At 72.2% G+C, this 25,408-nt stretch carries 26 protein-coding genes and 1 pseudogene; 10 read left to right on the plus strand and 17 right to left on the minus strand.

Annotated elements, in window-relative coordinates:
- Positions 1 to 53: 53 nt before the first annotated feature.
- On the plus strand, positions 54 to 1,358 hold the full coding sequence (locus ACIBBF_RS21475; RefSeq protein WP_397417378.1) for a sensor histidine kinase: 1,305 nt from the start codon (positions 54 to 56) through the stop codon (positions 1,356 to 1,358).
- Positions 1,359 to 1,368: 10 nt separating this feature from the next.
- Here the strand turns inward: ACIBBF_RS21475 and ACIBBF_RS21480 are convergent, their stop codons facing one another.
- Positions 1,369 to 2,400, minus strand: coding sequence for a tyrosine-type recombinase/integrase (locus ACIBBF_RS21480; protein WP_397417380.1), 1,032 nt, complete (start codon positions 2,398 to 2,400; stop codon positions 1,369 to 1,371).
- On the opposite strand from ACIBBF_RS21480, the gene ACIBBF_RS21485 reads away from it, so the two are divergent.
- Both ACIBBF_RS21485 and ACIBBF_RS21490 read left to right on the plus strand, forming a co-directional pair.
- Positions 2,399 to 2,599: a hypothetical protein gene (locus tag ACIBBF_RS21485; protein WP_397417382.1), complete on the plus strand. Its 201-nt coding sequence runs from the start codon at positions 2,399 to 2,401 to the stop codon at positions 2,597 to 2,599. The genes ACIBBF_RS21480 and ACIBBF_RS21485 overlap by 2 nt on opposite strands.
- A gap of 46 nt (positions 2,600 to 2,645) precedes the next feature.
- On the plus strand, positions 2,646 to 3,692 hold the full coding sequence (locus tag ACIBBF_RS21490; protein ID WP_397417384.1) for an alcohol dehydrogenase catalytic domain-containing protein: 1,047 nt from the start codon (positions 2,646 to 2,648) through the stop codon (positions 3,690 to 3,692).
- 551 nt (positions 3,693 to 4,243) lie between these two features.
- On the opposite strand, the pseudogene ACIBBF_RS21495 reads toward ACIBBF_RS21490, so the two are convergent.
- The 4 genes and pseudogenes from ACIBBF_RS21495 to ACIBBF_RS21510 all read right to left on the minus strand — a co-directional run.
- A pseudogene (locus ACIBBF_RS21495) lies at positions 4,244 to 4,423 on the minus strand (TOPRIM nucleotidyl transferase/hydrolase domain-containing protein); the annotation flags it as partial.
- A gap of 834 nt (positions 4,424 to 5,257) precedes the next feature.
- On the minus strand, positions 5,258 to 5,653 hold the full coding sequence (locus ACIBBF_RS21500; protein ID WP_397417386.1) for a nuclear transport factor 2 family protein: 396 nt from the start codon (positions 5,651 to 5,653) through the stop codon (positions 5,258 to 5,260).
- 13 nt (positions 5,654 to 5,666) lie between these two features.
- Positions 5,667 to 6,050 carry an MmcQ/YjbR family DNA-binding protein gene (locus ACIBBF_RS21505; RefSeq protein WP_397417388.1) on the minus strand — a complete coding sequence of 128 codons (384 nt, stop codon included), beginning with the start codon at positions 6,048 to 6,050 and terminating at the stop codon, positions 5,667 to 5,669.
- A 93-nt stretch (positions 6,051 to 6,143) separates the two neighbouring features.
- Positions 6,144 to 6,803 (minus strand): DNA-binding response regulator, encoded by a 660-nt coding sequence (locus ACIBBF_RS21510; RefSeq protein WP_397417391.1) that lies wholly within the window; start codon positions 6,801 to 6,803, stop codon positions 6,144 to 6,146.
- A 96-nt stretch (positions 6,804 to 6,899) separates the two neighbouring features.
- Here ACIBBF_RS21510 and ACIBBF_RS21515 point away from each other — a divergent pair, with 96 nt between their 5' ends.
- A complete protein-coding gene (locus ACIBBF_RS21515; protein WP_397417394.1) occupies positions 6,900 to 7,859 on the plus strand; it encodes an oxidoreductase in 960 nt (319 codons plus the stop codon).
- A gap of 106 nt (positions 7,860 to 7,965) precedes the next feature.
- Here the strand turns inward: ACIBBF_RS21515 and ACIBBF_RS21520 are convergent, their stop codons facing one another.
- Both ACIBBF_RS21520 and ACIBBF_RS21525 read right to left on the minus strand, forming a co-directional pair.
- Positions 7,966 to 9,051 carry a fatty acid desaturase family protein gene (locus ACIBBF_RS21520; protein ID WP_397417396.1) on the minus strand — a complete coding sequence of 362 codons (1,086 nt, stop codon included), beginning with the start codon at positions 9,049 to 9,051 and terminating at the stop codon, positions 7,966 to 7,968.
- Positions 9,052 to 9,112: 61 nt separating this feature from the next.
- Positions 9,113 to 10,423, minus strand: a complete 1,311-nt coding sequence (locus ACIBBF_RS21525; RefSeq protein ID WP_397417399.1) for a sensor histidine kinase — start codon at positions 10,421 to 10,423, stop codon at positions 9,113 to 9,115.
- A gap of 80 nt (positions 10,424 to 10,503) precedes the next feature.
- Here ACIBBF_RS21525 and ACIBBF_RS21530 point away from each other — a divergent pair, with 80 nt between their 5' ends.
- A complete protein-coding gene (locus ACIBBF_RS21530) occupies positions 10,504 to 11,184 on the plus strand; it encodes a response regulator (protein ID WP_397417402.1) in 681 nt (226 codons plus the stop codon).
- Between the two features lie 8 nt (positions 11,185 to 11,192).
- Here ACIBBF_RS21530 and ACIBBF_RS21535 read toward each other — a convergent pair whose 3' ends face one another.
- From ACIBBF_RS21535 to ACIBBF_RS21545, 3 genes are read right to left on the minus strand one after another with little or no spacing between them, the layout of a single operon-like run.
- Entirely contained in the window at positions 11,193 to 13,640 is a 2,448-nt protein-coding gene (locus ACIBBF_RS21535; protein ID WP_397417405.1) for an ATP-binding cassette domain-containing protein, read from the minus strand.
- A 52-nt stretch (positions 13,641 to 13,692) separates the two neighbouring features.
- A complete protein-coding gene (locus tag ACIBBF_RS21540) occupies positions 13,693 to 14,109 on the minus strand; it encodes a VOC family protein (RefSeq protein WP_397417408.1) in 417 nt (138 codons plus the stop codon).
- 20 nt (positions 14,110 to 14,129) lie between these two features.
- Positions 14,130 to 14,510 (minus strand): helix-turn-helix transcriptional regulator, encoded by a 381-nt coding sequence (locus ACIBBF_RS21545; RefSeq protein WP_397417544.1) that lies wholly within the window; start codon positions 14,508 to 14,510, stop codon positions 14,130 to 14,132.
- Between the two features lie 432 nt (positions 14,511 to 14,942).
- Between ACIBBF_RS21545 and ACIBBF_RS21550 the strand changes: the two genes are divergently transcribed.
- The gene (locus tag ACIBBF_RS21550) at positions 14,943 to 15,545 is read left to right on the plus strand and encodes an AAA family ATPase (RefSeq protein ID WP_397417411.1); all 603 of its coding nucleotides are present in this window, start codon (positions 14,943 to 14,945) and stop codon (positions 15,543 to 15,545) included.
- Here the strand turns inward: ACIBBF_RS21550 and ACIBBF_RS21555 are convergent.
- The gene (locus ACIBBF_RS21555; RefSeq protein WP_397417413.1) at positions 15,542 to 16,126 is read right to left on the minus strand and encodes a carboxymuconolactone decarboxylase family protein; all 585 of its coding nucleotides are present in this window, start codon (positions 16,124 to 16,126) and stop codon (positions 15,542 to 15,544) included. The two genes, ACIBBF_RS21550 and ACIBBF_RS21555, sit on opposite strands and share 4 nt — an antisense overlap.
- 95 nt (positions 16,127 to 16,221) lie before the next feature.
- Entirely contained in the window at positions 16,222 to 17,244 is a 1,023-nt protein-coding gene (locus ACIBBF_RS21560; RefSeq protein WP_397417546.1) for an LLM class flavin-dependent oxidoreductase, read from the minus strand.
- Positions 17,245 to 17,355: 111 nt separating this feature from the next.
- Between ACIBBF_RS21560 and ACIBBF_RS21565 the strand changes: the two genes are divergently transcribed.
- Positions 17,356 to 17,553 (plus strand): hypothetical protein, encoded by a 198-nt coding sequence (locus ACIBBF_RS21565; protein ID WP_397417415.1) that lies wholly within the window; start codon positions 17,356 to 17,358, stop codon positions 17,551 to 17,553.
- A 9-nt stretch (positions 17,554 to 17,562) separates the two neighbouring features.
- On the opposite strand, the gene ACIBBF_RS21570 is transcribed toward ACIBBF_RS21565, so the two are convergent.
- Complete coding sequence (locus ACIBBF_RS21570) at positions 17,563 to 18,969, minus strand: NAD-dependent malic enzyme (protein ID WP_397417417.1); 1,407 nt, start codon at positions 18,967 to 18,969, stop codon at positions 17,563 to 17,565.
- 151 nt (positions 18,970 to 19,120) lie between these two features.
- On the opposite strand from ACIBBF_RS21570, the gene ACIBBF_RS21575 reads away from it, so the two are divergent.
- On the plus strand, positions 19,121 to 19,633 hold the full coding sequence (locus ACIBBF_RS21575) for a GNAT family N-acetyltransferase (RefSeq protein ID WP_397417419.1): 513 nt from the start codon (positions 19,121 to 19,123) through the stop codon (positions 19,631 to 19,633).
- Here ACIBBF_RS21575 and ACIBBF_RS21580 read toward each other — a convergent pair.
- Positions 19,605 to 20,357, minus strand: coding sequence for a tyrosine-protein phosphatase (locus ACIBBF_RS21580; protein WP_397417421.1), 753 nt, complete (start codon positions 20,355 to 20,357; stop codon positions 19,605 to 19,607). The two genes, ACIBBF_RS21575 and ACIBBF_RS21580, sit on opposite strands and share 29 nt — an antisense overlap.
- Before the next feature lie 193 nt (positions 20,358 to 20,550).
- Between ACIBBF_RS21580 and ACIBBF_RS21585 the strand changes: the two genes are divergently transcribed.
- A complete protein-coding gene (locus ACIBBF_RS21585; protein WP_397417423.1) occupies positions 20,551 to 21,306 on the plus strand; it encodes a hypothetical protein in 756 nt (251 codons plus the stop codon).
- A gap of 156 nt (positions 21,307 to 21,462) precedes the next feature.
- On the opposite strand, the gene ACIBBF_RS21590 is transcribed toward ACIBBF_RS21585, so the two are convergent.
- Both ACIBBF_RS21590 and ACIBBF_RS21595 read right to left on the minus strand, forming a co-directional pair.
- Complete coding sequence (locus ACIBBF_RS21590; protein ID WP_397417425.1) at positions 21,463 to 22,419, minus strand: ribonuclease Z; 957 nt, start codon at positions 22,417 to 22,419, stop codon at positions 21,463 to 21,465.
- A gap of 78 nt (positions 22,420 to 22,497) precedes the next feature.
- Positions 22,498 to 22,836: a hypothetical protein gene (locus ACIBBF_RS21595; RefSeq protein WP_397417427.1), complete on the minus strand. Its 339-nt coding sequence runs from the start codon at positions 22,834 to 22,836 to the stop codon at positions 22,498 to 22,500.
- A 205-nt stretch (positions 22,837 to 23,041) separates the two neighbouring features.
- On the opposite strand from ACIBBF_RS21595, the gene ACIBBF_RS21600 reads away from it, so the two are divergent.
- A complete protein-coding gene (locus tag ACIBBF_RS21600) occupies positions 23,042 to 24,331 on the plus strand; it encodes a hypothetical protein (protein ID WP_397417429.1) in 1,290 nt (429 codons plus the stop codon).
- Positions 24,332 to 24,355: 24 nt separating this feature from the next.
- Here the strand turns inward: ACIBBF_RS21600 and galE are convergent, their stop codons facing one another.
- Positions 24,356 to 25,378, minus strand: coding sequence for a UDP-glucose 4-epimerase GalE (gene galE / locus ACIBBF_RS21605; RefSeq protein ID WP_397417431.1), 1,023 nt, complete (start codon positions 25,376 to 25,378; stop codon positions 24,356 to 24,358).
- Positions 25,379 to 25,408: the final 30 nt, after the last annotated feature.

Consider the following 25,408-nt stretch of genomic DNA (forward strand, 5'->3'; position numbering starts at 1 on the left):
GAACTAGGCGGGGCGGCCTGGGGCAGGGGCCGTCACCGAGCGGAGGAGGGCTCGTGGACCGGTTCCTGGCACCCCAGGCGGTAGGACTGCGGCAGGTGCCGTTCACGGTCCTGTACGCGATCACATGGCTGCTCACCTTCCTCGTGCCGGGCGGACCGGTCCACGCAGGGGCCGCCACCTGGTTCGGCATGTGGCTCGGCCTGCTGCTCGTCCTGGCCGTGCAGAACGCCGGCGTGCTGATCCCCTGGGCCCGCGTCGCCGACACGTGGCAGTCCGTGCTGCCGCTGGCGCAGATGGGCGCCCTGGTGGCCCTGCAGCACGGCTCCGGCGCCGCCGTCACCGCCGCGGACGCGCTGCTCGTACTGCCCGCAGCCACCCTGGGACTGCGCGGGTCATGGTCCGCCGTGGTGCTGGCCGTCGCCGGTGCGACCGGCGTCCAGGTCGCCACGGCGCTCGCGGCACCCGAGGCCGCCGTCGACCTGCTCGTGCCCCGGACCGTCGTGATGCCCCTGGTCGCCCTCGTGGTGGCCCTCGGCAGTGCGGGAGTGGCACGGCTGGTACGGGACCGCCGGGCGCAACCCGCCGGGCAGACGCAGTACGACCTGATCGCGATGCTCAGTCACGAGCTGCGCTCGCCCCTGACCTCGGTGCTCGGGTACGCACAGCTCCTGGACACGGACACGCTCACGCCCGAGCAGCACCGGTACGTGGGCGTGATCGAGCGCAACGGGCGGCGGTTGCTGCACCTGACCGACGAGCTCATGGTCAGCGCCCGCCTCGCGGCGGGGCAGCTCGACGTGCACCCCAGGGACGTGGACCTGGCCCGGGTCGTACGGGCCCGCGCCGAGGAGCTCGGCCCCGCGGTGGAGGCCGCCGGTCTGACACTCACCATGACGACACCGGACACCGACACCACCACGGACACGCACCCAGGCACGGACCCGGCCACGGTGCCGGGCGACCCGGAGCTCCTGGCGCAGATGGTCGACACCCTGGTGAGTCACGCCCTCCGGCACACACCACGCGGCGGCGCCGTCACGCTGCGCGTCGACGTCCGGGACGACCACGGTCCCGGCGGGCACAGGCCACCGACCGGGGTCACGGACGGCCCGGCGGGCCGCCAGGTCCTGCTCGAGGTGGCCGACACCGGCACCGGCCTGCACCCCGACGAGCTCGCACGACTCACCACACGCTCTCACGGGGCCGACGGCGCCCCCCGCCGGCCCCGTGAGATCGCCCTCGGGCTTCCCGTCGCCCAGGCCATCGTCGACGCCCACGGCGGCACCCTCGAGGTGCAGAGCACCGCGGGGGAGGGGACCAGGGTCACGGTGACCCTGCCCTCGTCCGCACCCCGCTGAGCGCGCTCCCTCACTCCATCGCGCCCGCCAGCGGATGCGACCGGATCGCCGCCGCCAGCTCACCCTCGATCCGGTCCAGGTACACACCGGTCGTGGCGATCGACGCGTGCCCCAGCAGCTCCGCCACCACCTTCACGTCCCACCCGTCGGCCACCAGCAGCGTCGCCGTGGTGTGCCGCAGCGCGTGCGGCGTCGCCTCCCGCTGGTACGGGGCAGGCATGCGGCGCACCGCCCGCGCCAGCAGCGCCCGGATCGCCTGGGTGTCGATCCGGCGGCCACGCCACGACAGCAGCAGGGCACGCTGCGCGTCGTCGTCCTGCGGGCGCTTGGCCGCCAGCGACGGGCGCAGACCCGACAGGTAGTCCTCCAACGCCCTGGACAGCGGCGGCGACAGCGTCACCGTGCGGGTACTGCCACCCTTGCCGCGGATCCGCCACGTCGCCCGCCCCGGCTCCCGCGCCACGTCGTCCAGATCAGCGCGCGCCAGCTCCGAGACCCGCGGACCCAGCACCAGCAGCAGCGCCACCACCAGCCGGTCCCGCAGCACCAGATCCTGGTCCGTCCGCGCCGGCGCGTCCGTCGGCGCGACCGCGAGCAGGCTCCGCGCCGCCCCCGCCGACAACGCCGTCCGCGCCGTGCGCAACGTGCCCCGCACCTTCGCCGGGGGAGCCGCCCACTGCATCGGGTCCGCCTGCACCCAGCACTCCCGCGCCGCGTACGCGAAGAACCGGGTCACCGACTGCCGGAACCGGTTCACCGTCGCCGTACTGCGCCCCGGACCCGGCTTACGGCCCGGATCCGTGTACCGGGCGTCCGGCGCCGACTGGTACCGCACCAGCACCGTGTCCACGTCAGCACCCGTCACGTCGTCCAGGACCCGCTCCCGGCCCGCCAACCGCCCGAACTCCGTCACGTCACGCGTATAGCTGCGCGCCGTCGCAGGAGACAGGACACCACGGATCGTCTCGACCTCCACCGCCGCCAGATAACGGCGCACGGCTTCGTCGACAGTGATGCGCTCAAGGCGCGGAGGAGCGACCATGACCGCCACCCTAAGCGCCACCACTGACACTCCCGATATGCCGGAATGCGCCCCTGACCTGCGACAAGACCCACCCCCACCACGCCGGCCCGGGCACACCCGCGAACGCCGCGAGCGCCTGGGCATCTCGTACGTGGTGGTGGGGCAGGAGCTGACCGAGGCGTTCGACCCGGTGCGGCGGATCCTGGCAGGGGAGTAGGGGCGCCTGCCGGACACGGTGCGGGTGCCCGTGGTTGAATCCGCGGGTGCGCGCCATCCAGTTCGACGAGTTCCACGGCCCCGTCCAGGTCCGCGAGGTGCCCGACCCCGTGGCGCCCGACGGCGGTGTCGTCGTGCGCGTCCACGCCACCGGCCTGTGCCTCAGCGACTGGCACGCCTGGTCCGGGCACGACGCCGACATCACCACCCTGCCGCACGTCCCCGGGCACGAGCTCGCCGGCACCGTCGCGCAGGTGGGCGCGGGCGTCACGCGCTGGCACGTGGGGGACCGGGTCACCGTGCCGTTCGTCAGCGGCTGTGGCACCTGCCACTGGTGCCGCACCGGGCAGGCCCAGGTCTGCCCCGACCAGACCCAGCCCGGCTTCACCCACTGGGGCTCCTACGCCGAGCTCGTCGTCCTGCACGCCGCCGACGCCAACCTCGTCCCCGTCCCGGACGACATCACGTTCGAGACCGCCGCGAGCCTCGGGTGCCGGTTCGCCACCGCCTACCGCGCCGTGGCCGGACGCGCCCAGGTCCGGGCAGGGGAGTGGGCAGTCGTGGTGGGCGCCGGTGGCGTCGGGCTCAGCGCCGTCATGATCGCCGTGGCCCGCGGCGCCCACGTCGTGGCCGTCGACCGCACCCCGGCCGCCCTGGACGCCGCACGCCGCGCCGGCGCCACGCACACCGTGCTCGCCGACGGGCTCGACGTACCCGCCGTGGTGCACCAGCTCACCGACGGGGGTGCGCACGTCGCCGTCGACGCCGTCGGCAGCGAGCAGACCTGCGCCGACGCGATCACGAGCCTGCGCCGCCGCGGCCGCCACGTCCAGGTAGGGCTCTTCGCCCCGGTCGACGGCGGCCCGCGCGTCCCCATGGGCCGCGTCATCGCCTGGGAGCTCGACGTGCTCGGCAGCCACGGCATGGCCGCCGCCGACTACCCCGAGATGCTCGGCCTCGTGTCGTCCGGGGCGCTGCGCCCGCAGGACCTGCTGGACCGGGTGGTCGGCATGGCCGAGGCCGCCGAGCTGGTCCCGGCCATGGACTCCGCCCCGCGCGCCGGGATGGTCGTGCTGGACCCGCGACGCCCCTGAGCGACGCCGTCACCCACCGCCCACCGCAGGACCGCGTCCAGCGGATCCGGCACCCGGTCCAGGGGGAGCACCTCCACCAGGCGGCGCGCATACCGCTCCTTACGGCCGCTCCGGCTCCCGAGGAACCGGTGCAGCACCCGCATGGTGGACCACCCCTGCTGGGCCGGCTGACGCCGCAGCCGCTCGAAGCTGCCCAGCTCACCCTCCGACCCGATCAGGGCCAGGAACCGCTCGGTGCCCACGGCCCGGAGCAGCTCGTCCTCCAGGTCACGCTCGCACCGGAAGAAACCGGCGCTCGCCAGGGGAGCGGCGCTCGCGGAGGGGCGCAGGCCGGCGCGGTCGAGGCCGTTGACGACGAAGCGCGCCTCGGCGGCGTCGTACAGGCCGCACAGGCGTACCGTCCGGGCCGGGCCGGTGGGGGGCGGGGTTGTGTGCTCGACGGCGGGGGACCGGTGCCCTTCTGCGGGGCCGGTGCCGGGCGCGGGGGGCCGGGTGCCGTCGTGCGGATCGGTGATCTCCGGGGTGGCGACCTCCGGAGTGGCGACCTCTGCCAGGGCCGCGAGGTAGTGGCCGATGTTCGTGATGCCACCCATGGCGATGATCTGCACGCCGAGGTCCGGCAGGGGGAGCGCCCAGCGTGCAGCGAGGGCGTCGATCGCCGCACGGTCGCTGTCGCCCTCCACGAGCACCACGGTGCGCGTGGACGCCGCGAGCATGCCGTCGAGGTTCATCGTCTCCGGATCGTATGTCCCGGACGCCGCCGATCGCCGCTCGTTTCCGGTGCGCTGCCGCCCCAATATGCTGAGGTTTGCATAGGTTTGTGTTGCGCTATACACAATCCTTTAGAGCAGTGGTTACGACCTGATGTGGAAGAGGGCGGGGAAGGGTGACCAATCCAGAACGGCCCGGCGTGCAACCGGGGCCAACCACGAAGACGTGCCAGTCCCGTTCGGCGATCCACACTGCCACGGCGAGCTGATTCGGTCATCCGCACGGCGGCGCCAGGGGGGTTTCGGTCATCCGCACCGGTAGCAACGGCGAGCTCGGTCGAATGCACCGGCGGTGACAGCGCGTTCGGTCCGATGCATCGGTGGCGACAGTGTGTTCGGTCCGATGCCCTGAGATCGGCCCATCGCACGACCGATCTCAGGGCATCGGACCGAACACAGGCTCCGGCGTCGTGCAATGGACCGAACGGCCGAAAGACTCTTCGGCGGCCCGTGGCGCCGCGGGCAACGTGCCGGCTCACGCGGCAGCCCGCCACGTTGCGGTCAGCAAACTTGCGCAGCGATCGCAGGGCTTGCGCAGCGATCGCAGGGCTCGTGAGAGAGCTCGGCGCGAAGCGGTGCGCGGGGACTCTGAGCGCGAAGGTATGAACCCGGCCGCCTGCACCGCGGGGCAGAGGCAAGACACCCCTGCATCGCCGCCGAAATGACATAATGTACATTATCGGTTCTGCTGCTGAAGACCGGAAACTCAAGCACCAGGTGCAGAATCTGGCCTGAACCACTCGCCACGACGCAGCTACGCGGACGCGGTCACACAGACGCAGTCACACGGCGAAATCACACGGCAGAATCACGGGACGGTGCGATCGGCCATTCCTCGAACGCCGCGCAGCGTCCGGCGCCGTCGAACGTGAGCAGCCACAGATCGCGCCAGCTCCCGTCAGGGGCCTCGTACTCCACCGCGACCCGTACCACCGCCGTCGCACCGTCGACCGCAACCACCTCGCTGGTCATCGTGAACGCCTCGTCCGGGCCGTCGCGGTGCGCGTCCCAGAACTCCCGCAGCGCCGGCAGCCCCACGATCGGTTCCGCCCACGGCGACGTCAGGTACGAGGCGTCGGCGCTGAACAGGTCGGCCAGACGCTCCGTGCCGGGCGTGCGCCACAGCCGCTCGTAGTCGCGCACCCAGTTCTGCACCAGGGTGCGATCCACCGTTCCACCTGAGTGCGTCATGACACGACACTACTCATCCGGCATCCCGGATGCCCGGCCGGTCGACCTGCTCCGCCAGGTGCTGCGGTGCCTGGATGCAGTACGAATCGGTGAGCAGCTCGGTCAGCTCCTCCCAGTCCGTGGCCTCGTCCAGCACGAGTCCGACGACGTTGCTTCCCCAGTCCGCCTTGAAGTAGTGCGGGCCCAGGTGCTGGAACGCCTCGACCTCGTCGGGTTCGGCGCGGAACGTGATCCGGACCAGGCCGTCCTCTCCCCCGAACACGTGTGCGACCGTCGCTCCCCGCGTCTTCCACGCGACACCCGTCCAGGCGTCGTGCTCCTTGCACTCCGGCAGGCGCTCGAGGATCGCGGCGAGCCGGACGACGGTGTCGGTCGGTACGGGGGCGCGTTCAGTCACGGCAGGAGTCTCGCACCCGCCACTGACACGCCCCGCTCCCCCGCCCCGGCCCTCCCGACGCCCGCCCCGGCCCGACGTCAGACCAGCCCGACGTCAGACCAGCCCAAGCTCCCGAGCCCGCACGCCCGCCTGGAACCTGGAGCCGGCACCGAGCGCCTCCATCAGCTCCGCGACCCGACGGCGGTAGGTGCGCACGCCCAGCCCGAGCATGCGAGCGGCCGTCTCGTCCTTGACGCCCTGACCGAGCAGGTCCAGCACCTGGGGCGCGATCCGGCGGATGTCGGCGATCCGCGCGTCGTAGACGGCCAGGTCGGTGGCCGAGCGCCACGCCGCCTCGAACAGCGAGGTGACGCCCTGCACGGTCTCGGGCTGGGTGATCACGCTGTAGCTGCGCTGTCCTGCGGTGAGGTCGCCGGCGATGATCACCAGCCGGCGGTCGAGGATGATCGTCTCGTTGATCTCCTCGGTGGTGATCCGGATCTGCGCACCGTGCCGGTCCCGGTCGCGGGCCAGACCCCGGGCCGCGAAGGCGTCCAGCAGCAGGGCGGAACGGTAGACCTTGCGGATCTTCACGTCGCCGGGCCGGCGGTGCCGGACCAGGTGGGCGAGCTCCTCCGACGTCTGGGCGGCCGCCCACGTCGCGAGGTCGTTGGCGGCACACGACACCTCGGTGGCCGTCGCGAACAGGTGCATGGTGCGCTCCATGAGCTCCTGCTCCCCGCGCACGATGGTCACGGCCTGGCCCGTCTGCATGACCACGATCCTCCCTCCTGCCGCTCCCCCGTGCCAAGGACGGCAACAACCTGCCATCGTGCCGGGACCGGCGGCAGACGGCGTGACGCTGGACGCATGACGACAACACCCACCGACCCGACCACCACCACGACCCCCGACGCCGCCGCAGCCGGCACCTGGCAGCTCGGCGACCGGACGGTCCACCGCATCGGCCTCGGCGCCATGCGGCTCATGGGCATGCCCTGGGACCCGCCGCGGCCGCGCGCGGACTCGATCGCCGTCCTGCGCCGGGCCGTGGAGCTCGGCGTGAACCACATCGACACCGCCGCGTTCTACTTCACGCCCGGCCGCTCCGCCAACGAGCTGATCAGCACCGCCCTGCAGCCCTACGGCGACGACCTGGTCATCACCACCAAGGTGGGCCCGGCCCGGTCCCGGGACGGCGGGTTCGAGCCGATGGCCCGCCCCGACCAGCTGCGCGGCCAGGTCGAGGAGAACCTGCGCCAGCTCGGGCGTGACCACCTCGACGTGGTCAACCTGCGCTGGGGCACCGGGCACGAGCAGGACCGGGAGTCGGTGGCCGAGCACTTCGGCGCCCTCGCCGAGCTGCGCGACGCCGGCCTGATCAGGCACCTCGGCATCTCGAACGTGCTGCCGGAGCAGCTCACCGAGGCACTGACGGTGGCGCCTGTCGTGTGCGTGCAGAACCAGTACGGCCTGACCAACCGGTCCGCCGACGAGCTGCTCGCGCTCTGCGGGGAGCACGGCATCGCGTTCGTGCCGTTCTTCGCGGTCGCGGGTGCGGCGCCCAGCCCGTCCGGCTCCGCACCGGCAGACGGCGCGCCGTCCGACAGCGCCCCGACAGGCGACGCCGAGCTGGCCACGGTGGCGAAGGCCCACGGCGTCACCCCGGCGCAGGTCCGCCTCGCCTGGACCCTGCACCGCGGCCCGCACGTGCTGGCCATCCCCGGGACCGGCAGCGTCGCCCACCTGGAGCAGAACGTCGCCGCGGGCGCCCTGCGCCTCACGCAGGACGAGCTCGCCCTCCTGGACGCGGTCGTACCGGCCGCGTGACGACGCACGTCGGCGGCGTCGCGCCTCGGTGGTTCCGGGGTGCGACGCCGCCGACGGCGTCCCGGCGCTCACTGCGAGCGCCGTCGTCCGGGTGCTGAGGGTGGGGTCAGCGGTACTGCGCGACGATGGGGCAGTCCATGGGGTCGGCGTGCCCGAGGCCGACGCGGTTGAGGTAGTCGACGATGATCCCGTAGGACTCGAGCAGTCCGGTCTCGGTGTAGTGGATGTCGTGCTCGGCGCAGAAGTCCTGGACGATGGGGCGTGCGTGGCGCAGGTTGACGCTGGGCATGCGGGGGAAGACGTGGTGCTCGACCTGGTAGTTGAGGCCGCCCATGGCCCACTCGACGAACCGGCCGCCGCGGATGTTGCGTGAGGTGAGGACCTGGCGGCGCAGGAAGTCGATCTTGAGGTCCTTGGGCAGCAGGGGCATGCCCTTGTGGTTGGGGGCGAAGGTGGCGCCCATGTAGGTGCCGAACACGGCGAGCTGGACGGCGAGGAACGCGGTGCCGAGGGCGGGGCCGAGCGTGAGGAGCACGAGGGCGGGGAACCCGATGAGGCGGATGCCGAGCAGGACCGCCTCGGCGCCGCGGTGCTTGATCCCGGGGACGGTGGCGAGGGTCTGGACCGAGTTGGCGTGCAGCACGGGGCCGAACAGGGTCAGCATGGGGAAGAACAGCCAGCCCTGGCGGCGGGTGACCCAGCCGAGGATGCCGGTGCGGCCCTGCTCCTGGCCCGGTACGAACACGAGTGCGCCGGTGGCGATGTCGCCGTCCTTGCCGATCACGTTGGGGTGGCCGTGGTGGCGGTTGTGCTTGCGGTTCCACCAGCCGATGGAGAGGCCGACGACGAGGTTGCCGACGATGCGGGAGAACCACTCGTTGCGGCGGCCGGAGGCGAAGATCTGCATGTGCCCGCCGTCGTGGGCGAGGAACGCGCCCTGGGTGAACACGATGCCGAACAGGGCGGCCACGGCGAGCTGCCACCAGGTGTGGCCCAGGGTGAGCAGCAGGGTGAACGCGAGTGCCAGTGCGGCGGCGACGAGTGTGGTGCGGCCGACGTACCAGCCGACGCGGCGGCCCATGAGGCCTGCGGCGTTGGCTCGTTCGACGAGGTCGAAGTAGTCGTTGGTCTGCGCGTTGCGGGCGGTGCGGCGTTGTCGGGCCGCCCGCGGCGGGGCCTCGGTCGTCGTCATGGCGTCAACCTAGGAACGGGGTCGTGGGTGTGGCGTCCCCCGTGGGAGCCATTCGGACCCCCTACGTGAGTAGTGGGTCGTCGTCCTGGGTGACGGGGAGGGTGGCGGTGAGCTCGAAGCCGCCGTCGGGCGTGGGGCCGGTGGTGACGGTGCCGCCGAGGGCGGCGGCGCGTTCGCGGATGCCGGCCAGGCCGAGGCGGGCGCCGGGGGTGGGTTCGTCGTTGCGGGCGGGGGCGGTGTTGGTGACGTTGACGAGGAGGTCGTGGGCGTCGTCGGAGAGGGTGATGGTGACGGCGGCGGTGGATCCGGGGGCGTGGCGCAGGGCGTTGCTGAGGGCTTCCTGGACGGCGCGGAAGGCGGTGAGGCCGACGGCTTCCGGGACTTCTGCGGTGGTGCCGGTGTAGGTGATCTCGATGCCGGAGGCGCGGGTGGACTCGATGAGGTCGGCGACGTCGGCGAGTCCGGGCAGGGGTGCGGTGGGGGCGGTGTCGTGGCCGCGGAGGATGCCGAGGAGGCCGCGCATCTCGGCCAGGGCGCGGCGGGAGGAGGTGGCGATCTCCTCGAACTCCTGCTGGACGGCGGGTTCGAGGCCGGGTTGGCGGTAGCGGGCGGTGGTGGCCTGGACGGTGATGACGGACATGCTGTGGGCCACGACGTCGTGCAGCTCGCGGGCGATGCGGTTGCGTTCCTCGAGCTCGCGGCGGCGGCTGGTCTCGGCGGCGCTGAGGCGTTCGGCCTGTTCCATGCGGACGATGCTGAGGATCCACAGGCGCATGAGGACGCCGACCAGGGCGATACCGCCGCTGAGGGAGACCAGGACGACGCCGTTGGCGACGCCGCCCTGGGCGAGGTGGTGGGACAGGGCCGCGGGCGTCAGGACGGTGAGCAGGGCGCCGGCGAGCCAGAGGGAGGCGGCCCAGTACCAGGGGTGGCGCAGGGCCAGCACGAGCACGGTGAGGCAGTGCGTGAGCAGCACGGTCACGGGCCAGGGCCACGGCCAGGCGGGGCCGGCGTGGGAGGTGACGATCATGAGCGGCAGGGCTGCTGCGACGGAGGCGCCGAGGCCGGCCCAGGGCCAGCGGACGGCGAGGATCGCGGCGGCGCAGTGCAGCAGGGTGAGGCTCATGGCCGCGGCGGGGTGCGTGTCGTAGCCGGTGGCGGTCACGGGCCAGCCGACGGCGGCGAGGGCGACGGCGGCGACGATGACCACGGTCCAGAGCCAGACCACCTCTCGGCGGGCGATGGAGGACGCGGTCAGGTCGAGCCGGGCCAGGGAACGCAGGGAGCGCAGCCGGGGTCGGCGAGCGCCGCGGGCGGGTGCGGTGCCCGGCGCGGTGCCCGCTGTCGCGGGTGCGGTGTGTGGGTGGTCCATCACCGGCAGGTTATGCGCTGGGGTGGGTGTGTCGCGTCACCCGTGAGAGCGAAGTCGGGGGTGTCGGCTAGGTTGGGTGGGTGCCGCTCTCCGACGCCGAACCGATCCGTGTGCTGGTGGTCGACGACCAGTCGATGATCCGTGCGGGGTTCGCGGCGCTCCTTGAGGCGCACGAGGGCATCACGGTGGTGGGGACGGCGGACGACGGCGTGGGGATCGCCGAGGTGGTGCGGCGCACGCGGCCGGACGTGGTGCTGATGGATGTCCGGATGCCGAAGGTGAACGGTCTGGACGCGACGCGCACGATCATGGGGATGCCGGGTACGGGGCCCAAGGTGATCATCCTGACGACGTTCGACGCGGACGAGTACGTGTTCTCGGCGTTGCGGGCGGGGGCGAGCGGGTTCCTGCTGAAGGACTCGCCGCCGGAGGAGCTGACGCATGCGGTGCGGGTGGTGGCCGCGGGTGAGGCGTTGCTGTCGCCGAAGATCACGCGGGCGCTGATCGCGGACTACGCGGCGCGTCCGACGCGGCCTTCCGCGCCGGACGCCACGCTGGGGGCGTTGACGGACCGGGAGCTGGACGTGATGCGGTTGGTGGCGGGCGGTCGGTCGAACGCGGAGATCGCCACGGAGCTGTTCCTGGCGGAGCAGACCGTCAAGACGCACGTGTCCCGCATCCTGAGCAAGCTCGGGCTGCGGGACCGGACGCAGATGGTGGTGTGCGCGTACGAGTCGGGTCTGGTGCGTGCCGGGGGCTGACGGACGGCCTACGGCTGGACGTACTGTGCCAGGTGCTCCCCCGTGACGGTGGACCGCTGGGCGACCAGGTCGGCGGGCGTGCCCTCGAACACGACCTGCCCGCCGTCGTGGCCGGCGCCGGGCCCGAGGTCGATGAGCCAGTCGGCGTGGGCCATGACCGCTTGGTGGTGCTCGATCACGACGACGGACTTGCCGTGCTCGACGAGCCGGTCGAGCAGCGCGAGCAGGTTCTCGACGTCGGCGAGGTGGAGGCCGGCGGTCGGCTCGTCCAGGACGTAGACGCCGCCGGGTTCGCCGAGGTAGGTCGCGAGCTTGAGGCGTTGCCGTTCGCCGCCGGACAGGGTGGTCAGGGGTTGTCCGATCGTGAGGTAGCCGAGGCCGACGTCGGACAGGCGCTGCAGGATCTTGTGCGCGGCCGGGGTGCGGGCCGGGCCGCTGCCGAAGAACTCCTCGGCCTCGGTGACCGACATGCCCAGGACCTCGGCGATGTTCCGGCCGGTCTCGCCGTCGCCGAGCCGGTACTCCAGGACGGCGGCCTGGAACCGCTTGCCCTCGCACTCCTCGCAGGTGGTGGCGACGGTGTCCATGAAGCCGAGCTGGGTGTAGACGACGCCGTTGCCGTTGCAGGTGGGGCAGGCGCCCTCGGAGTTGGCGCTGAACAGGGCGGGCTTGACGCCGTTGGCCTTGGCGAACGCCTTGCGGACGGGGTCCAGGAGCCCGGTGTAGGTGGCGGGGTTGGAGCGCCGGGAGCCCTTGATCGCGGACTGGTCGACGATGACGACGTCGTCACGGCCCGCGAGGCTGCCGTGGATCAGGGAGCTCTTGCCGGAGCCTGCGACACCGGTGACGACGCACAGCACGCCGAGGGGCACGTCGACGTCGACGTCGCGCAGGTTGTGGGTGCTCGCGCCCCGGATCTCCAGCGTGCCCGTGGCCGTGCGGGTCTTGTCCTTGAGGCGGGCGCGGTCGCCCAGGTGCCGCCCGGTGAGGGTGTCGCTGGTGCGCAGGTCGGCCACGGTGCCCTCGAAGCAGATCGTGCCGCCGGCGCTGCCGGCGCCGGGCCCCAGGTCGACCACGTGGTCGGCGATCGCGATGGTCTCGGGCTTGTGCTCGACGACGAGCACGGTGTTGCCCTTGTCGCGCAGCTGCAGCAGCAGGTCGTTCATGCGCCGGATGTCGTGGGGGTGCAGGCCGATGGTGGGCTCGTCGAACACGTAGGTGACGTCCGTCAGCGCGGAGCCGAGGTGGCTGATCAGCTTGGTGCGCTGCGCCTCTCCCCCGGACAGCGTGCCCGACGGCCGGTCCAGGGACAGGTAGCCCAGACCGATCTCGACGAACTTGTCCAGCAGGTTGCCCAGGTTGCTCAGCAGCGGCGCCACGGACGGCTCGTCCAGGCCGTGCACCCACGCGGCCAGGTCGCTGATCTGCATGGCGCACGCGTCGGCGATGCTGATGCCGCGGATCTTCGAGGCGCGGGCGCTCGCGGCCAGGCGGGTGCCGTCGCACTCCGGGCAGGTGATGAACGTGACGGCCCGGTCCACGAACGCGCGCAGGTGGGGCTGGAGGGCGTCGCGGTCCTTGGTGAGCATCGAGCGGCGCACCTGCGGCACCAGTCCCTCGTAGGTGAGGTTGGCGCCGCCGATCTTGCGCTTGGTCGCGTCCCGGTAGAGGAAGTCGTGCCGTTCGGTGTCGGTGTAGTCGCGGATCGGCTTGTCGCCGTCGAGGTACCCGGACTCGGTGAAGAACCGCACCGACCAGCCGCCCGCCTTGTAGCCGGGCACGGTGATGGCGCCCTCGTTGAGCGACTTGTCCTCGTCGACCAGCTCGGCGAGATCGATGTCGGAGACGGTGCCGCGGCCCTCGCACCGCGGGCACATCCCGCCGTGGTAGAGCGCCTCGCGCACGATCTGCTTCTCACCGGTGGCCGACGTCATCACGCCGCTGGCCGTCCGGGCGGGCACGTTGAACGAGTAGGCGACCGCGGGGCCCGCCGACGGTGTGCCGAGACGGCTGAACAACAGGCGCAGCAGCGCGTTCGTGTCCGTCACGGTGCCCAGCGTGGACCGCGGGTTGGCCCCCAGCCGCTCCTGGTCGACGACGATGGCCGTGGTCAGCCCCTCCAGCAGGTCGACGTCGGGACGGGACAGCGACGGCATCATGCCCTGCACGAACGCGCTGTAGGTCTCGTTGATCATCCGCTGCGACTCGGCGGCGATGGTGGCGAACACCAGCGAGCTCTTGCCGGATCCGGACACGCCGGTGAACACCGTCAGGCGGCGCTTGGGCACCCGGAGGCTGACGTCGCGCAGGTTGTTCTCCCGCGCGCCGTGCACGGCGATCGTGTCGTGCCGGTCGGCCGGGTGGACGGCGTCGGGCGTACCGGTCGCGGAGGCGGTGCCGGGCGTCGTGCCGGTCGTCGTGCCGGTCGTCGTGGTGGTCGTGCTGGCTGCGTTCATGCTGGACCTTCCAGGAGGTACGGACAGGCCGGGGATGCACACGGTGCGGGCCTCAGAGCTGCTTGATGCGCACGGTGTTGCCCGCCGGGTCGCGGAACGCGCAGTCCCGGAACCCGTAGGGCTGGTCGACGGGCTCCTGCATGACCTCGGCCCCGCTGGCCTGCACCCGCTCGAACGTGGCGTCCAGGTCGTGCGTACCGAGGATGACCGCGGCGTAGGTGCCCTTGGCCATCATCTCCGCGACCGTCTGCCGCTCGGCGTCCGTGACGCCCGGGTCCGCGGCGGGCGGCGTCAGCACGATCGAGGTGTCCTGCCCGGCGGGTCCAACGGTGATCCAGCGCATGGTGCCCTGCCCCACGTCGAGCTGGACCTCGAAGCCCAGGGCGTCACGGTAGAACGCCAGCGACGCCTCGGGGTCGGTGTGCGGCAGGAAGGTCTGGTGGATGGTGATGCTCGGCTGCGTGCTCATGAGAGCCACGCTAGATCCGGTCAGCCGGTGCGCGCTTCTCGATTCCTGACCGGCCGGGTGACCTGCTTGGCGATGCACGCCGGCAGCCCGGCGGTGTCCACGCCCTGACCCGCCAGCACCGGGTCCTCGCGGTACACGCTGGGCGGTACGCCCACCAGCTCCGTGAACCGGGTGCTGAACGTGCCCAGCGACGAGCAACCCACCGCGAAGCACACCTCGGTCACGCTCATGTCACCGCGCCGCAGCAGCATCATGGCCCGCTCGATGCGCCGCGTCATGAGGTAGCTGTACGGCGACTCCCCGTAGGCCGCCTTGAACCGGCGCGAGAGATGGCCCGCCGACATGTGCACCCCGGCCGCGAGCGCCGCGACGTCCAGCGGCTGGGTGTACTCGCGGTCCATGCGGTCGCGGACGCGGCGCAGGAGGGCGAGGTCGCGCAGGTGCTGCGGGTCGGGTGCGGTGCTCACCCGGTGATGGTGCCACGGTGTGTGCGGGCCCGTCCCACGTCCTCCCCACTCTCCTGACAACCAGGGGGAACAAAACGGACGGTTCTGTTCGTTCCTAGGAGTGGAACTGAGCATCTGTTCGCGACCGTGACCTGGGGTTTCGCCCCCGGTCAGGTCGTGGTCCGGTTCCTGGCCCAGCGCCCGTCCAGGGTGTTCCCGGGAGGCGCGGACCCGCACGCGCGATGCTGCTCACCCGGCCCCCTACGTATGGAGGACCACGTGACGACACCCGCCACACTCCCCCGGCCGCGCCCTGTCCGGAGCTCCCCTGATCCGTCCGGCTCTGTTGCCGGCTCTCCTCGTGTCCCTGGCGGTCTGCTGGTCGTGGTGGGCGGTGTGCCGGGCGCGGGCAAGAGCACGCTGCTGGCCCAGGTGGCCAGGGAGGTGCCGCGCGCCGTGGTGCTGGACCCCGACCGGCACCGGCGCCGCCTGGCCCGGCGGCTGCCGTCGTGGGTGCCGTACGGCGCCTACCGGTGGGCGGCGCACACCCTGCACTTCCTGGCGACGGTGCTGCACCTGGTGCGCGGGCCGCGCGCGACCAGGCCCCTGCTCGTCCACGACACCGCCACCCGCGAGCGCCGGCGGGAGCTGCTGGGTCTGGCGGCCCGCTGGTTCGGCTGGGACCCGGTGCTGGTCGCGGTGGACGTCTCGCTGGCGGACGCGCTGGACGGACAGCTCGACCGGGGCCGTGTGGTCCAGCCGGACGAGTTCGTGCGGCACTGGGAGCGGTGGACGGCTCAGCGGTCGGTCCTCGCGGCGGTCGGCGGCGGTCCGCGGGGACCGTGGTCCGGCGTCTACCTGGTGGAGCGGTGCGACGCGCTCGGCACGGTGAGTGATCTGGTGCGGCGTCGGTCGCTGGTGGTGGCCCCGGGCCGTGCGGACCCGGCGGTGCCGGAGGCTGCGCGCGCGGTCAGCCCCTGTGCGGCCTAGCGGCCGGGCTGGTGCATGCCCGTCAGGAGCGCCTCGCGGAGGCTGTCGGGGAGGTCGGGCGGCACGTCGGGCTCGACGGCAAGGGCGTGCAGGGCGCGGCTGTAGTAGTTGCGTGCGGCGGCGGCCAGCACGACGTCGACGATCTGCCGGTCGTCCAGACCCAGCTCGCGCAGCCGCTGGGTGTCGCGCTCGGTGATGGCGCTGGAGTCGCCGCCGACTCGTTCGGCGAGCTCCATGGCCGCGACCTCCAGGTCGCTCAGGCCGGCGGCGTGGTAGTCCAGCGCGATGCGTTCGAGCTGGGCGTCGTCGAACAGGCTGCGGGACCTGCGGCCGTGGGCCAGGCGGCACGCCTGGGAGCCGATGGCGCCGGCTGCGGCGAGGGTGACGAGCTCGTACAGGCGCAGGCCGATGCTCTGCGCGACGGCGCCGGTCAGGTCCTCGAACGCCTGGTGCGCCTGGGGGTTGGTGGCCATGACGCGGGTGTGGCTCGGCACGTAGCCGAGGGCTTCGAGGTCCCCGGCGTACTGCTCCGCCCAGGCGCCGGTCGCCTGGGCGGGCTCGGGCGTGCGGATGATGCTCATGTCCGTCAGAGTCCCACCGCCGGGGCGGGGCCGACAGCGGGTGGGCGGGTGAGATCCCCGCTCACCCGCCGTCCGGGCTCCGTTCCGATCGATCCTCAGCGCCAGCCGAGCGCGGGCGCCACGTGCTGGACGATGTTCTCGATGACGTGGGCGTTGTAGTCCACGCCGAGCTGGTTGGGCACCGTCAGCAGCAGCGTGTCCGCAGCCGCGATCGCCTCGTCCTCGCGCAGGTCCTCGATCAGGGCGTCGGGCTCGCCCGCGTAGGTCTTGCCGAATCGGGCGGTCCCGGTCTCGAGGCGGCCCACCTGGTCCTGGCTGTGGACCTCCATGCCGAAGTACTGGCGGTCGCGCTGGTCGGTGATCGGGAAGATGCTGCGGCTGACGGAGACCCGTGGCGTGTGCTCGTGGCCGGCGGCGGCCCAGGCGTCGTGGAACCGCTGGATCTGCTCGGCCTGCAGACGGTGGAAGGGTATGCCGGTGTCCTCGGTGAGCAGCGTGGAGGACATGAGGTTCATGCCCTGGGTCGCGGTCCACTCGGCGGTCGCGCGGGAGCCGGCGCCCCACCAGATGCGCCGGCGCAGGCCCTCGGAGTGGGGTTCGACGCGCAGCAGCCCGGGCGGGTTGGGGAACATGGGCCGGGGGCTGGGTTCGGCGAACCCTTCGCCGTCGAGCACCTGCAGGAACCGGGCGGTGTGCTCGCGAGCGAGGTCCGCGGCGCCGGCGTCGTCCGGGGCGGGTTCGTAGCCGAAGTACCGGTAGCCCTCCACGACCTGCTCGGGTGAGCCGCGGCTGATGCCGAGCTGGAGGCGGCCGCCCGAGATGAGGTCGGCCGCGCCGGCGTCCTCGGCCATGTAGAGGGGATTCTCGTAGCGCATGTCGATCACGCCGGTGCCGATCTCGATGCGGCTGGTGCGGGCGCCGATCGCCGACAGCAGCGGGAACGGGGAGGCGAGCTGGCGGGCGAAGTGGTGCACGCGGAAGTAGGCGCCGTCGGCGCCCAGCTCCTCGGCGGCCACCGCCAGGTCGATCGACTGCAGCAGCGCGTCGGACGCCGAGCGCGTCCCCGACTGCGGGTGCGGCGTCCAGTGACCGAAGGACAGGAACCCGATGCTCTTCACGCCCACCTCAACCCTCCCTCGTCGGCCCGCCGTCCCGGTCGGGGACGACCGTTCCCGAACCGTTACCGGTCGGCGGGCATCGATCCTGCCCTCCCGGACGTCTATCAGGGTGTGAGAAACAGTGTGCACCCGAACTACGCCTCGTCCGACCGGACCGACGGTCCCGTCCTCTCCTCCGCCCCACGCGACTCCGTGCGCTGGTGGATCCCGCTGGTGGCCTCCACCGGCGCCCTGCTCGCCATGGTCTTCGGCGCGGCCGCGCTGGTCAGCAGCGCCGTCAACGCCACCCTCGGCGGCCTGCTGGGCTGACCCGCCCGCCTACCGGGTCGCCGAGGCCGTCCCGGACGCCTCCGCGCCAGCGCGCACCGCGTCCGCGACGGCCTCGGCGACCCGGTGGTCGAACACGCCCGGCACGATGTAGGCGCTGTTCAGCTCCTGCGGACCCACGACGTCAGCGATCGCCAGGGCCGCCACCCGTAGCAGCTCGGTGGTGATGTCCCGGGCACCGGTGTCCAGCAGCCCCCGGAACAGGCCGGGGAAGGCCAGCACGTTGTTGATCTGGTTCGGATAGTCGCTGCGCCCGGTGGCCACCACCGCGGCGGTCCGCGCCGCCTCCAGCGGGTCCACCTCCGGGGTCGGGTTGGCCAGCGCGAACACGATCGCGTCCTGCGCCATCTGTGCCACGTCCGCACCCGACAGGATGCCGCCCGCCGAGACCCCGACGAACACGTCGGCGCCCTTGAGGCCCTCCTGCAGCGTGCCGGAGAACCCGTCGACGTTCGTGTTCTCCACGATCCAGCGCCGGTGCGGGTCGTCGGTGACCACACCCGGGTGCAGCGCTCCGTCCCGCCCGAACGCCACCACGTGCCGGGCGCCCTGCGCCTTGAGCAGCCGGATGATCGCGTTGCCCGCCGCACCCACCCCGGACACCACGATCCGCACCTCGGCCAGGTCCTTGCCCACCACCTTCAGGGCGTTCACCAGAGCCGCCAGCACCACGATCGCCGTACCGTGCTGGTCGTCGTGGAACACCGGGATGTCCAGCTCAGCACGCAGCCGCGCCTCGATCTCGAAGCAGCGCGGCGCCGCGATGTCCTCCAGGTTCACGCCGCCGTACACGGGCGCGATCGCCTTGACGATGCGCACGATCTCGTCGGTGTCCGTGGTGTCCAGGCATACCGGCCAGGCGTCCACCCCGCCGAACTCCTTGAACAACGCCGCCTTGCCCTCCATCACGGGCAGCGCCGCCGCCGGCCCGATGTTCCCCAGGCCCAGCACCGCCGTACCGTCCGTGACCACGGCGACCGTGTTGCGCTTGATCGTCAGCCGGCGCGCGTCCTCCGGCTTGTCCGCGATCGCCAGGCACACCCGCGCCACACCCGGCGTGTACGCGCGCGACAGGTCCCGGCGCGTCTTGAGCGGCACCTTGTTCGTCACCTCGATCTTGCCGCCCAGGTGCATCAGGAACGTCGAGTCGCTCCACTTGAGCACGTGGGCGCCCTCGACGGCGTCGACCGCCGCCACCACCCGCTCACCGTGCTCCGCGTCGATCGTGTCGCACGTGACGTCCACGACCAGCCCGTGCGACGTCGAGTGCGCGATGTCCACGCCCATCACCGCGGCCCCGGCGTCGGCCACCGCCGCTACCACCGTGCTCGTGGCGCGCTGCGAGGCGGCCACCTCCACGCGCAGGGTGATCGTGTAGCTCGGGCTCGGCAGCGACATCGTCGTTCTCCTCGGTCCCCGGCCCTCGTCGGCCGGCACAGGCGCACGGGCGTGCGCGCACCTGGAGATTCCTACCCCCAGGGCGTGACGTGCGCCACACGGGCCCGCCATACGGACGTCACCACCCCGCCACCACCCGCAAGATGGTGGCGTGCACATCGAGACCGACTCCCCCGCCCGTGACGACGTCCGCCAGCTGCTGGACGAGCACCTCACCGACATGTACGCCACCTCCCCCGCAGAGAGCGTGCACGCCCTGGACCACTCCGCTCTGCTCGCCCCCACCCTCACCTTCTGGACCGCCCGCGACGACGACGGCACCCTGCTCGGCTGCGGCGCCCTCAACGAGCTCGACGCCCGCCCCGGCACCCCCGCCACCCACGGCGAGATCAAGTCGATGCGCACCGCCACCACCGCCCGCGGCCGCGGCGTCGCCTCCGCCGTGCTGGCCACGATCCTCGCCGAGGCACACCGCCGCACCTACCGGCGCGTCAGCCTCGAGACCGGCACCCAGGACTACTTCGCCCCCGCCCGCCGCCTGTACGCCCGGCACGGCTTCACCGAGTGCGGCCCGTTCGGCGACTACACCCTCGACCCGCACAGCACCTACATGACGCTCGAGCTGCCCGCCACGCTCACCGCAGACGCTCCCGCAACCGCCTGACCCGCGCCTCGTCCAGACCCACGTACCGCAGGTACGCCACCACATCCAGCCCCGCCAGCCAGTCCAGCAGCGCCGCACGGCGCTCGCGGACCCGCCCGTCCATCTGCCGGGCCGTCCACGTCTCACCCGGGTGCTGCACCCATGCACCCCGCTCGACGTCGTAGGCGACACCACCCCCGCGATGGCTCGTCCCGCGGAAGGCCTGCTCGTAGTCCGTGGCGATCGCCTCGTGCTCGACACCCGTCAGCGACAGCAGCATCGCCGTGATCATGCCCGTCCGGTCACGGCCCGCCGAGCAGTGCACCAGGACCGGCCCCGGGGCGTCCGCGAGCGCCCGGAAGGCCGCACCGACCAGGTGCGGGTACATGGCCGTGGTGGGTGCGTAGGAGCGCGGGTGGTCCAGCCAGGGGCCGCAGGCAGCCTGGAAGTGGGGGTCGCCCGGATCCTCGGTAGGGGTGTTGCGGGTGATGATCCCGGTGGGACGGACGGCACCGGGCAGGAGGTCGCGAGCCAGCTTGACCTCGGCGGGGTTGCGCAGGTCGACCACCGTCGTGAGCCCCGCCTCGACAGCCTCCGCCCAGCCGGTGGAGGTGATCGGGTCGGGCGCCCCGGAGCGCCAGACCTGCCCGGCCGCGGTGGTCGTGCCGTCCTCCAGAGGGAGGCCGCCGAGGTCGCGGAGGTTGACGGCACCGTCCCAGGTCATCAGGTTCGCCGGGTTGCTCATGACCCGCATCGTGGTGGCGGCCCACCGGCAGGTCAACGGGGAGAACTGCCCGTGGACACCGGTTCCTGGCCAGCGGCCCGGGCCCACGGACGACCGCCGTTGCGTATATGCAACAACGAGGGTCAACGCAGGCCAAGAGGATGCTTCTCTGGGAACCTGGGGAGCGTTCAGCCCCAGTTCCGAGGAGTCATCGATGGCCGTCCCTACCCTGACCGCGACCCACCACCGCGCGGTCGCCGTGCTGCTCAGCGCGCCACGGCTCGCGCCCTATCTGCGGGCCGCCGCTGGCAACCTGCGAGCCGCACTCAAGCTCTATCAATGGAACGTGGAGATGTCGTCGGCGGTGTACATGATGTTGCACCTTGTCGAGGTGTTCCTTCGCAACGCCATCGACGCGCAGTTGCGCGCCTGGAACGCAACCCAGATCGACCCGCGGACCGACCGTCCGCACAGCGGGGACTGGCTCCTGGACCCCTCGCGCCTGATCGAACGAGTGGTGCGACGCGACGAGATCGACAAGGCGACGCGACGAGCAAGGCTTGCCGTCAGGGACTCGGCGACGGGTCTGCGCCCGATCACCCATGACGACGTGCTGGCACAGCTGATGTTCGGCACATGGCGCTTCCTGCTGCCCGGCAGGGACCCAGGGCGACAGCTGCTGTGGCGGGACGCGATCCACGGGGCTTTCCCGGGACTGCGGCGTCCGGTACGGGACCTGGTGCGTGACGTCGACCGTTTGCACCGGCTTCGCAACCGGGTGGCACACCTCGAACCACTGCTGGTCGTCGGGGTGGTCAGCCTCCAGGTCAAGGCCGCGCGTCGTGTACTGCGAGAGATCGACCCGGCTGCGGAGATGTGGCTCGTGTCGCACCAGCAGGTCTCGACGATGGTGGCTCAGCAGCCCGACTCGGCCCCGGAAATGCCTAACGGCCCCCTCAGTGAAGACTGAAAGGGCCGCGGCCGAACTATTAACCGGGAGACCTGCCCCGGCTTTCACAAGAAGCCTAGACCACCTGCGGCACCGTCGCCACCGCGAGCGTCCGCACCGGACGCGCCCGCGGTGGGCGCGCCCGCGGTGGGCGCGCCCGCGGTGGGCGCGCCCGGCTCACCGCCGCCGCGGCACCCGCACCCGGCCGAGGTCGGCCGCGACGGTGAGCTCGCCGTCGAACACGGTGCGGGCCTCGCGCTCGAACTCGCCCGGGTCGGTGTACCGCTGCGAGAAGTGGGTCAGCACGAGGCTGCGCACGCCGGTCTGCGCGGCCACCGTCGCGGCCTCCCGGGCGGTCAGGTGCCCGTGGTCGTGTGCCAGGTTCCGGTCGCGGTCCAGGTACGTGGACTCGATGACGAGCAGGTCCACGCCGTCGGCCAGGCGCCACACGGCGTCGCAGATCCGGGTGTCCATCACGAAGGCGAACGACTGCCCGGGGCGCGGGTCGCTGACGTCCTCCGTCCGGACCGTGCCGTGCGGGGTGTCCAGCCTGCCTGCACGGACGAGCCGGCCGACGTCGGGCCCGGTGATGCCGGCGGCGGCCAGGCGGGCCGGGTCCATGCGGCGGCCGTCGGGCTCGTCGAGCCGGTACCCGTAGGCCTCCAGCGAGTGGTCCAGGCGGGCGGCGCTGAGCACCGCCGGGCCGTGCAGCTCCCCCGGTACGCGGTGCACCTCGCCGTCGCGGGTCAGCCCCTGGAGCGCCAGGCGTTCCTGGTGGTAGTAGGCGGTGGCGTCGCACAGGTTCTCGACCCAGCGCCGGCCCGAGGCCGGGAAGGTGACCGGGATGGTCTGCGGTACGGCGTCGAGGCTGATGCGCTGCACCACGCCGGCCAGGCCGAGGCTGTGGTCGCCGTGCAGGTGCGTGATCGCGATGCGGGTCAGTGCCGTGGCGGAGATGCCGGCGTGCAGCATCTGGCGCTGGGTGCCCTCGCCGGGATCGAACAGGATGACCTCGTCGTCCCAGAACAACGCATAGCCGTTGTGGTTGCGGGTCCTGGTGGGTACCTGGCTGGCGGTACCGAGGGTGACCAGCTCACGGCTGGCGAGGCGGTGGCTGTCGGGGCGGCGGAACACGCTCGCATTGTGTACCGACCGCGTGACGGCCGGCACGGGAAAACGTCCCCGCCGGCTGAGGCGCAAACTTTCGCAAGATCACCCGCAGCCGGGCAGCACGTTCAACGGGTCGCACCCGTACTTCGCCTGCGCGAGCACCAGCACCGCCCAGCAGAAGCCGAGCAGCATCGCACCACCGACGAGGATGTTCAGGACGGGGTAGCTCCCGCCCTGCAGCACCGGGGTCAGCGCCAGGCCTGCGCCGGCCAGGAGGCAACCCAGTGTCACAATGGTGATCGGGCTGGTCAGAGCGTCGGACGCCGAGGGTTCGAGCCACCCGAACCGCTCTCCCACCAGGACCAGGGCGGCGTACGGAAGAGCGAAGACCAGCGCGGCTATCGCGCGCCAGTCCATGACCGAGAGCTTCGACAACACCATGACCTCCCCTTTTGACCTACCCCAGACAGTGGCCAAACACCCATGACAAGTGTTAATAATCGGGGGGCGGTCCGCTATCTTTGGTAGTGATTTTCACAGAATCCGACATATTCGTACGATCTCCACTTTCAGGACTCTCGCACTGATGGCACCCTGTGGCGCGTCGTAGCGCTGCCGGCGGCACGGCTGTCGAGAAAGGACGCGCATGGCGAGGGATGAACGCGTAGGCAAGCCGGCGTACGCAGCGGTGTCCACACGCATCACCGGCATCGAGGTCGCGACGGCGCGCCTGCGGGAGATCGCCGTCGTGCGTGTCGACGAGCGCGGAACCGTCGTCGACGAGTGGTCGGCGGTGCTCCACCCGGACGGAGCGTGGATAGCGCTCGCCGACGTCGCGGCCACGCTCCGCGAGCGGCTGTCGCAGATGGCGATCGTGACGCACAACGGGCGCCTGGGCATCGAGGTGCTGCGGGCGGAGCTGGCGCACCTCGGCTGGGACCTGCCGGCCTTCGCCCAGCTCACGATCATCGACGCGAGCTACCACTACCTGCCGGCCCTGAAGCACCGGCGGCTGTCGGACTGCTGCACCGCCGCCGGCGTGGCGCTGGAGGGCGGCGGCATACCGCCCAACTCACACCCGGTCAACGAGGCCCGCGCCGTGGCGGGCCTGCTGGGCCGGTTCCTGCAGAGCGCGAGCGGGATACCCGACCTGCCCGAGCTGCTGCAGGTCACCCTGCGCGCCTGGGTCTACCCGTGGCCGGACGGGCCGAGCCGCGCCGCCGAGCCGCCCCGCCCGTGGCCCGGACGGCGGGGGCCCGGCATCCTCACCACGCTCGCCGGGCAGCCGCTCGCCGACGCCATCGCCGCCGTCGCCGACGTGCACACGCACGGATACCTGGCCCTGGTGGCCGAGACCCTGCACGACGGGCGCCTGACCCCGGCCACGGCCGCCCACCTGGCCGACGCCGAACCGCTGTACCGGCTCACCCCCGAGGCGGCGGCCGACATCCGGCGCGCGTTCTTCGACGCCCTGGTGCACCAGGCGATCGAGGCGGACCGGTACCACCTGGAGGCACGCCAGGAGCTGTGGCGCGTGGCCGACACCCTGGGCTGCTCGCGGGACTCCGTGATCGAGCCGATCGTCGAGGCGACGCCGGTCGAGTTCCCCAAGCTGGTCGACGAGTCGGGGACCAAGAAGCCCACCGACGGCCGCAACCGCGCCACCCCGGCCCAGATGCGGGCCTGGGCCATCGCCAACGGGTTCGACGTCGAGGGCTACATCCGGCTGCCGTGGTCGATCGTGCGCGCCTTCGAGGAGGCGCACGCCCAACCCGTGGACCGAACCCCGCAGCAGGCACCGACGCCACCCCCGCAGCAAGCCCCGAAGGAGTCCGGCGCCGGTCCCCGGCACCGGGCGCCCGACGCGGACGAGGACGTCCCCCAGCTCGACTTCGACCGCCTGGAGACCCCGCCGATCGGCAACCCGGTCATCTGACCCGCCGGCGACGGCGGAGCACCCTCAGGCGTCCGGGAAGCCCTCCGGGTTCTTCGACTGCCACCGCCAGGTGTCGGCGCACATGTCGTCGATCGTCTTGGTGGCACGCCAGCCCAGCTCGGTGTTGGCGCGCGTCGGGTCCGCCCAGAACGCGGGCAGGTCGCCGGCGCGGCGCGGGCCGATCTCGTAGGGCAGCTCCCGGCCGACGGCCCGCTCGAACGCCTTGAGCAGCGCCAGCACCGAGGTGCCGGTGCCCGTGCCGAGGTTGAACGCGCGCGCGGGCTCGGCCATGTCGTCGAGGTGCTCCAGCGCTGCCACGTGCCCGGCCGCGAGGTCGGTGACGTGCAGGTAGTCCCGCTCGGCCGTGCCGTCGGCGGTCGGGTAGTCGCCGCCGAACACGGTCAGCTTGTCCCGGCGGCCCACCGCCACCTGCGCGATGAACGGCATCAGGTTGTTCGGCACGCCCTGCGGGTCCTCACCGATGTCCCCGCTCTCGTGCGCCCCGACCGGGTTGAAGTACCGCAGCAGCGCCACCTTCCAGCCCTCGGAGATGTGCGCGACGTCCGACAGGACCCGCTCGATCATCACCTTCGTCTGCCCGTACGGGGAGGAGGACGACAGGTGCTCGTAGTCCTCCTGGTAGGGCACGGGCGCCTTCTCGCCGTACACCGTGGCCGACGAGGAGAACACCAGCTTCGTCACCCCGTGCTTCGCCATCGCGGCCGCCAGGGCGAACGTGGAGTCCAGGTTGTTGCGGTAGTACTCCAGCGGCTTGGTGACCGACTCCCCCACCGCCTTGTACCCGGCGAAGTGCACGACGGCGTCGATCTGCTCGTGCGTGAACAGCCGCTCGGTCTTGTCGACGTCGGTCAGGTCGAACGCGTGGAACGGGACGGCCCGCCCGGCGAGCGCTTCCAGGCGACCCTGCACGGTGGGCTTGGAGTTGGAGAAGTCGTCGACCACCACGACGTCGTGACCGGCGGCTATCAGGGCGAGGACGGTGTGCGAGCCGATGTAGCCGGCCCCACCGGAGACGAGAACGCGCATGCCTCCAAACTACCCGTTGGCATGCGCCTG

Origin of the sequence: Promicromonospora sp. NPDC050880 (assembly GCF_044456525.1) — a bacterium.
Classification (GTDB): domain Bacteria; phylum Actinomycetota; class Actinomycetes; order Actinomycetales; family Cellulomonadaceae; genus Promicromonospora.

Excerpts from the sequence above, each read along its gene's own strand:
- ACIBBF_RS21555 (WP_397417413.1), bottom strand. The coding sequence starts at position 16,126 with ATGAGCATCATCCGCACGCCCGAGCCCGCCCAGGCGACCGGCGCCTGG.
- ACIBBF_RS21520 (WP_397417396.1), bottom strand. The coding sequence starts at position 9,051 with ATGACGACGACCGAGGCCCCGCCGCGGGCGGCCCGACAACGCCGCACC.
- galE (WP_397417431.1), bottom strand. The coding sequence starts at position 25,378 with ATGCGCGTTCTCGTCTCCGGTGGGGCCGGCTACATCGGCTCGCACACC.
- ACIBBF_RS21525 (WP_397417399.1), bottom strand. The coding sequence starts at position 10,423 with ATGGACCACCCACACACCGCACCCGCGACAGCGGGCACCGCGCCGGGC.
- ACIBBF_RS21480 (WP_397417380.1), bottom strand. The coding sequence starts at position 2,400 with ATGGTCGCTCCTCCGCGCCTTGAGCGCATCACTGTCGACGAAGCCGTG.
- ACIBBF_RS21580 (WP_397417421.1), bottom strand. The coding sequence starts at position 20,357 with ATGAGCAACCCGGCGAACCTGATGACCTGGGACGGTGCCGTCAACCTC.
- ACIBBF_RS21535 (WP_397417405.1), bottom strand. The coding sequence starts at position 13,640 with ATGAACGCAGCCAGCACGACCACCACGACGACCGGCACGACGACCGGC.
- ACIBBF_RS21485 (WP_397417382.1), top strand. The coding sequence starts at position 2,399 with ATGACCGCCACCCTAAGCGCCACCACTGACACTCCCGATATGCCGGAA.
- ACIBBF_RS21570 (WP_397417417.1), bottom strand. The coding sequence starts at position 18,969 with ATGTCGCTGCCGAGCCCGAGCTACACGATCACCCTGCGCGTGGAGGTG.
- ACIBBF_RS21600 (WP_397417429.1), top strand. The coding sequence starts at position 23,042 with ATGGCGAGGGATGAACGCGTAGGCAAGCCGGCGTACGCAGCGGTGTCC.
- ACIBBF_RS21585 (WP_397417423.1), top strand. The coding sequence starts at position 20,551 with ATGGCCGTCCCTACCCTGACCGCGACCCACCACCGCGCGGTCGCCGTG.
- ACIBBF_RS21510 (WP_397417391.1), bottom strand. The coding sequence starts at position 6,803 with ATGCAGACGGGCCAGGCCGTGACCATCGTGCGCGGGGAGCAGGAGCTC.
- ACIBBF_RS21540 (WP_397417408.1), bottom strand. The coding sequence starts at position 14,109 with ATGAGCACGCAGCCGAGCATCACCATCCACCAGACCTTCCTGCCGCAC.
- ACIBBF_RS21500 (WP_397417386.1), bottom strand. The coding sequence starts at position 5,653 with ATGACGCACTCAGGTGGAACGGTGGATCGCACCCTGGTGCAGAACTGG.
- ACIBBF_RS21595 (WP_397417427.1), bottom strand. The coding sequence starts at position 22,836 with ATGGTGTTGTCGAAGCTCTCGGTCATGGACTGGCGCGCGATAGCCGCG.
- ACIBBF_RS21515 (WP_397417394.1), top strand. The coding sequence starts at position 6,900 with ATGACGACAACACCCACCGACCCGACCACCACCACGACCCCCGACGCC.
- ACIBBF_RS21545 (WP_397417544.1), bottom strand. The coding sequence starts at position 14,510 with ATGGACCGCGAGTACACCCAGCCGCTGGACGTCGCGGCGCTCGCGGCC.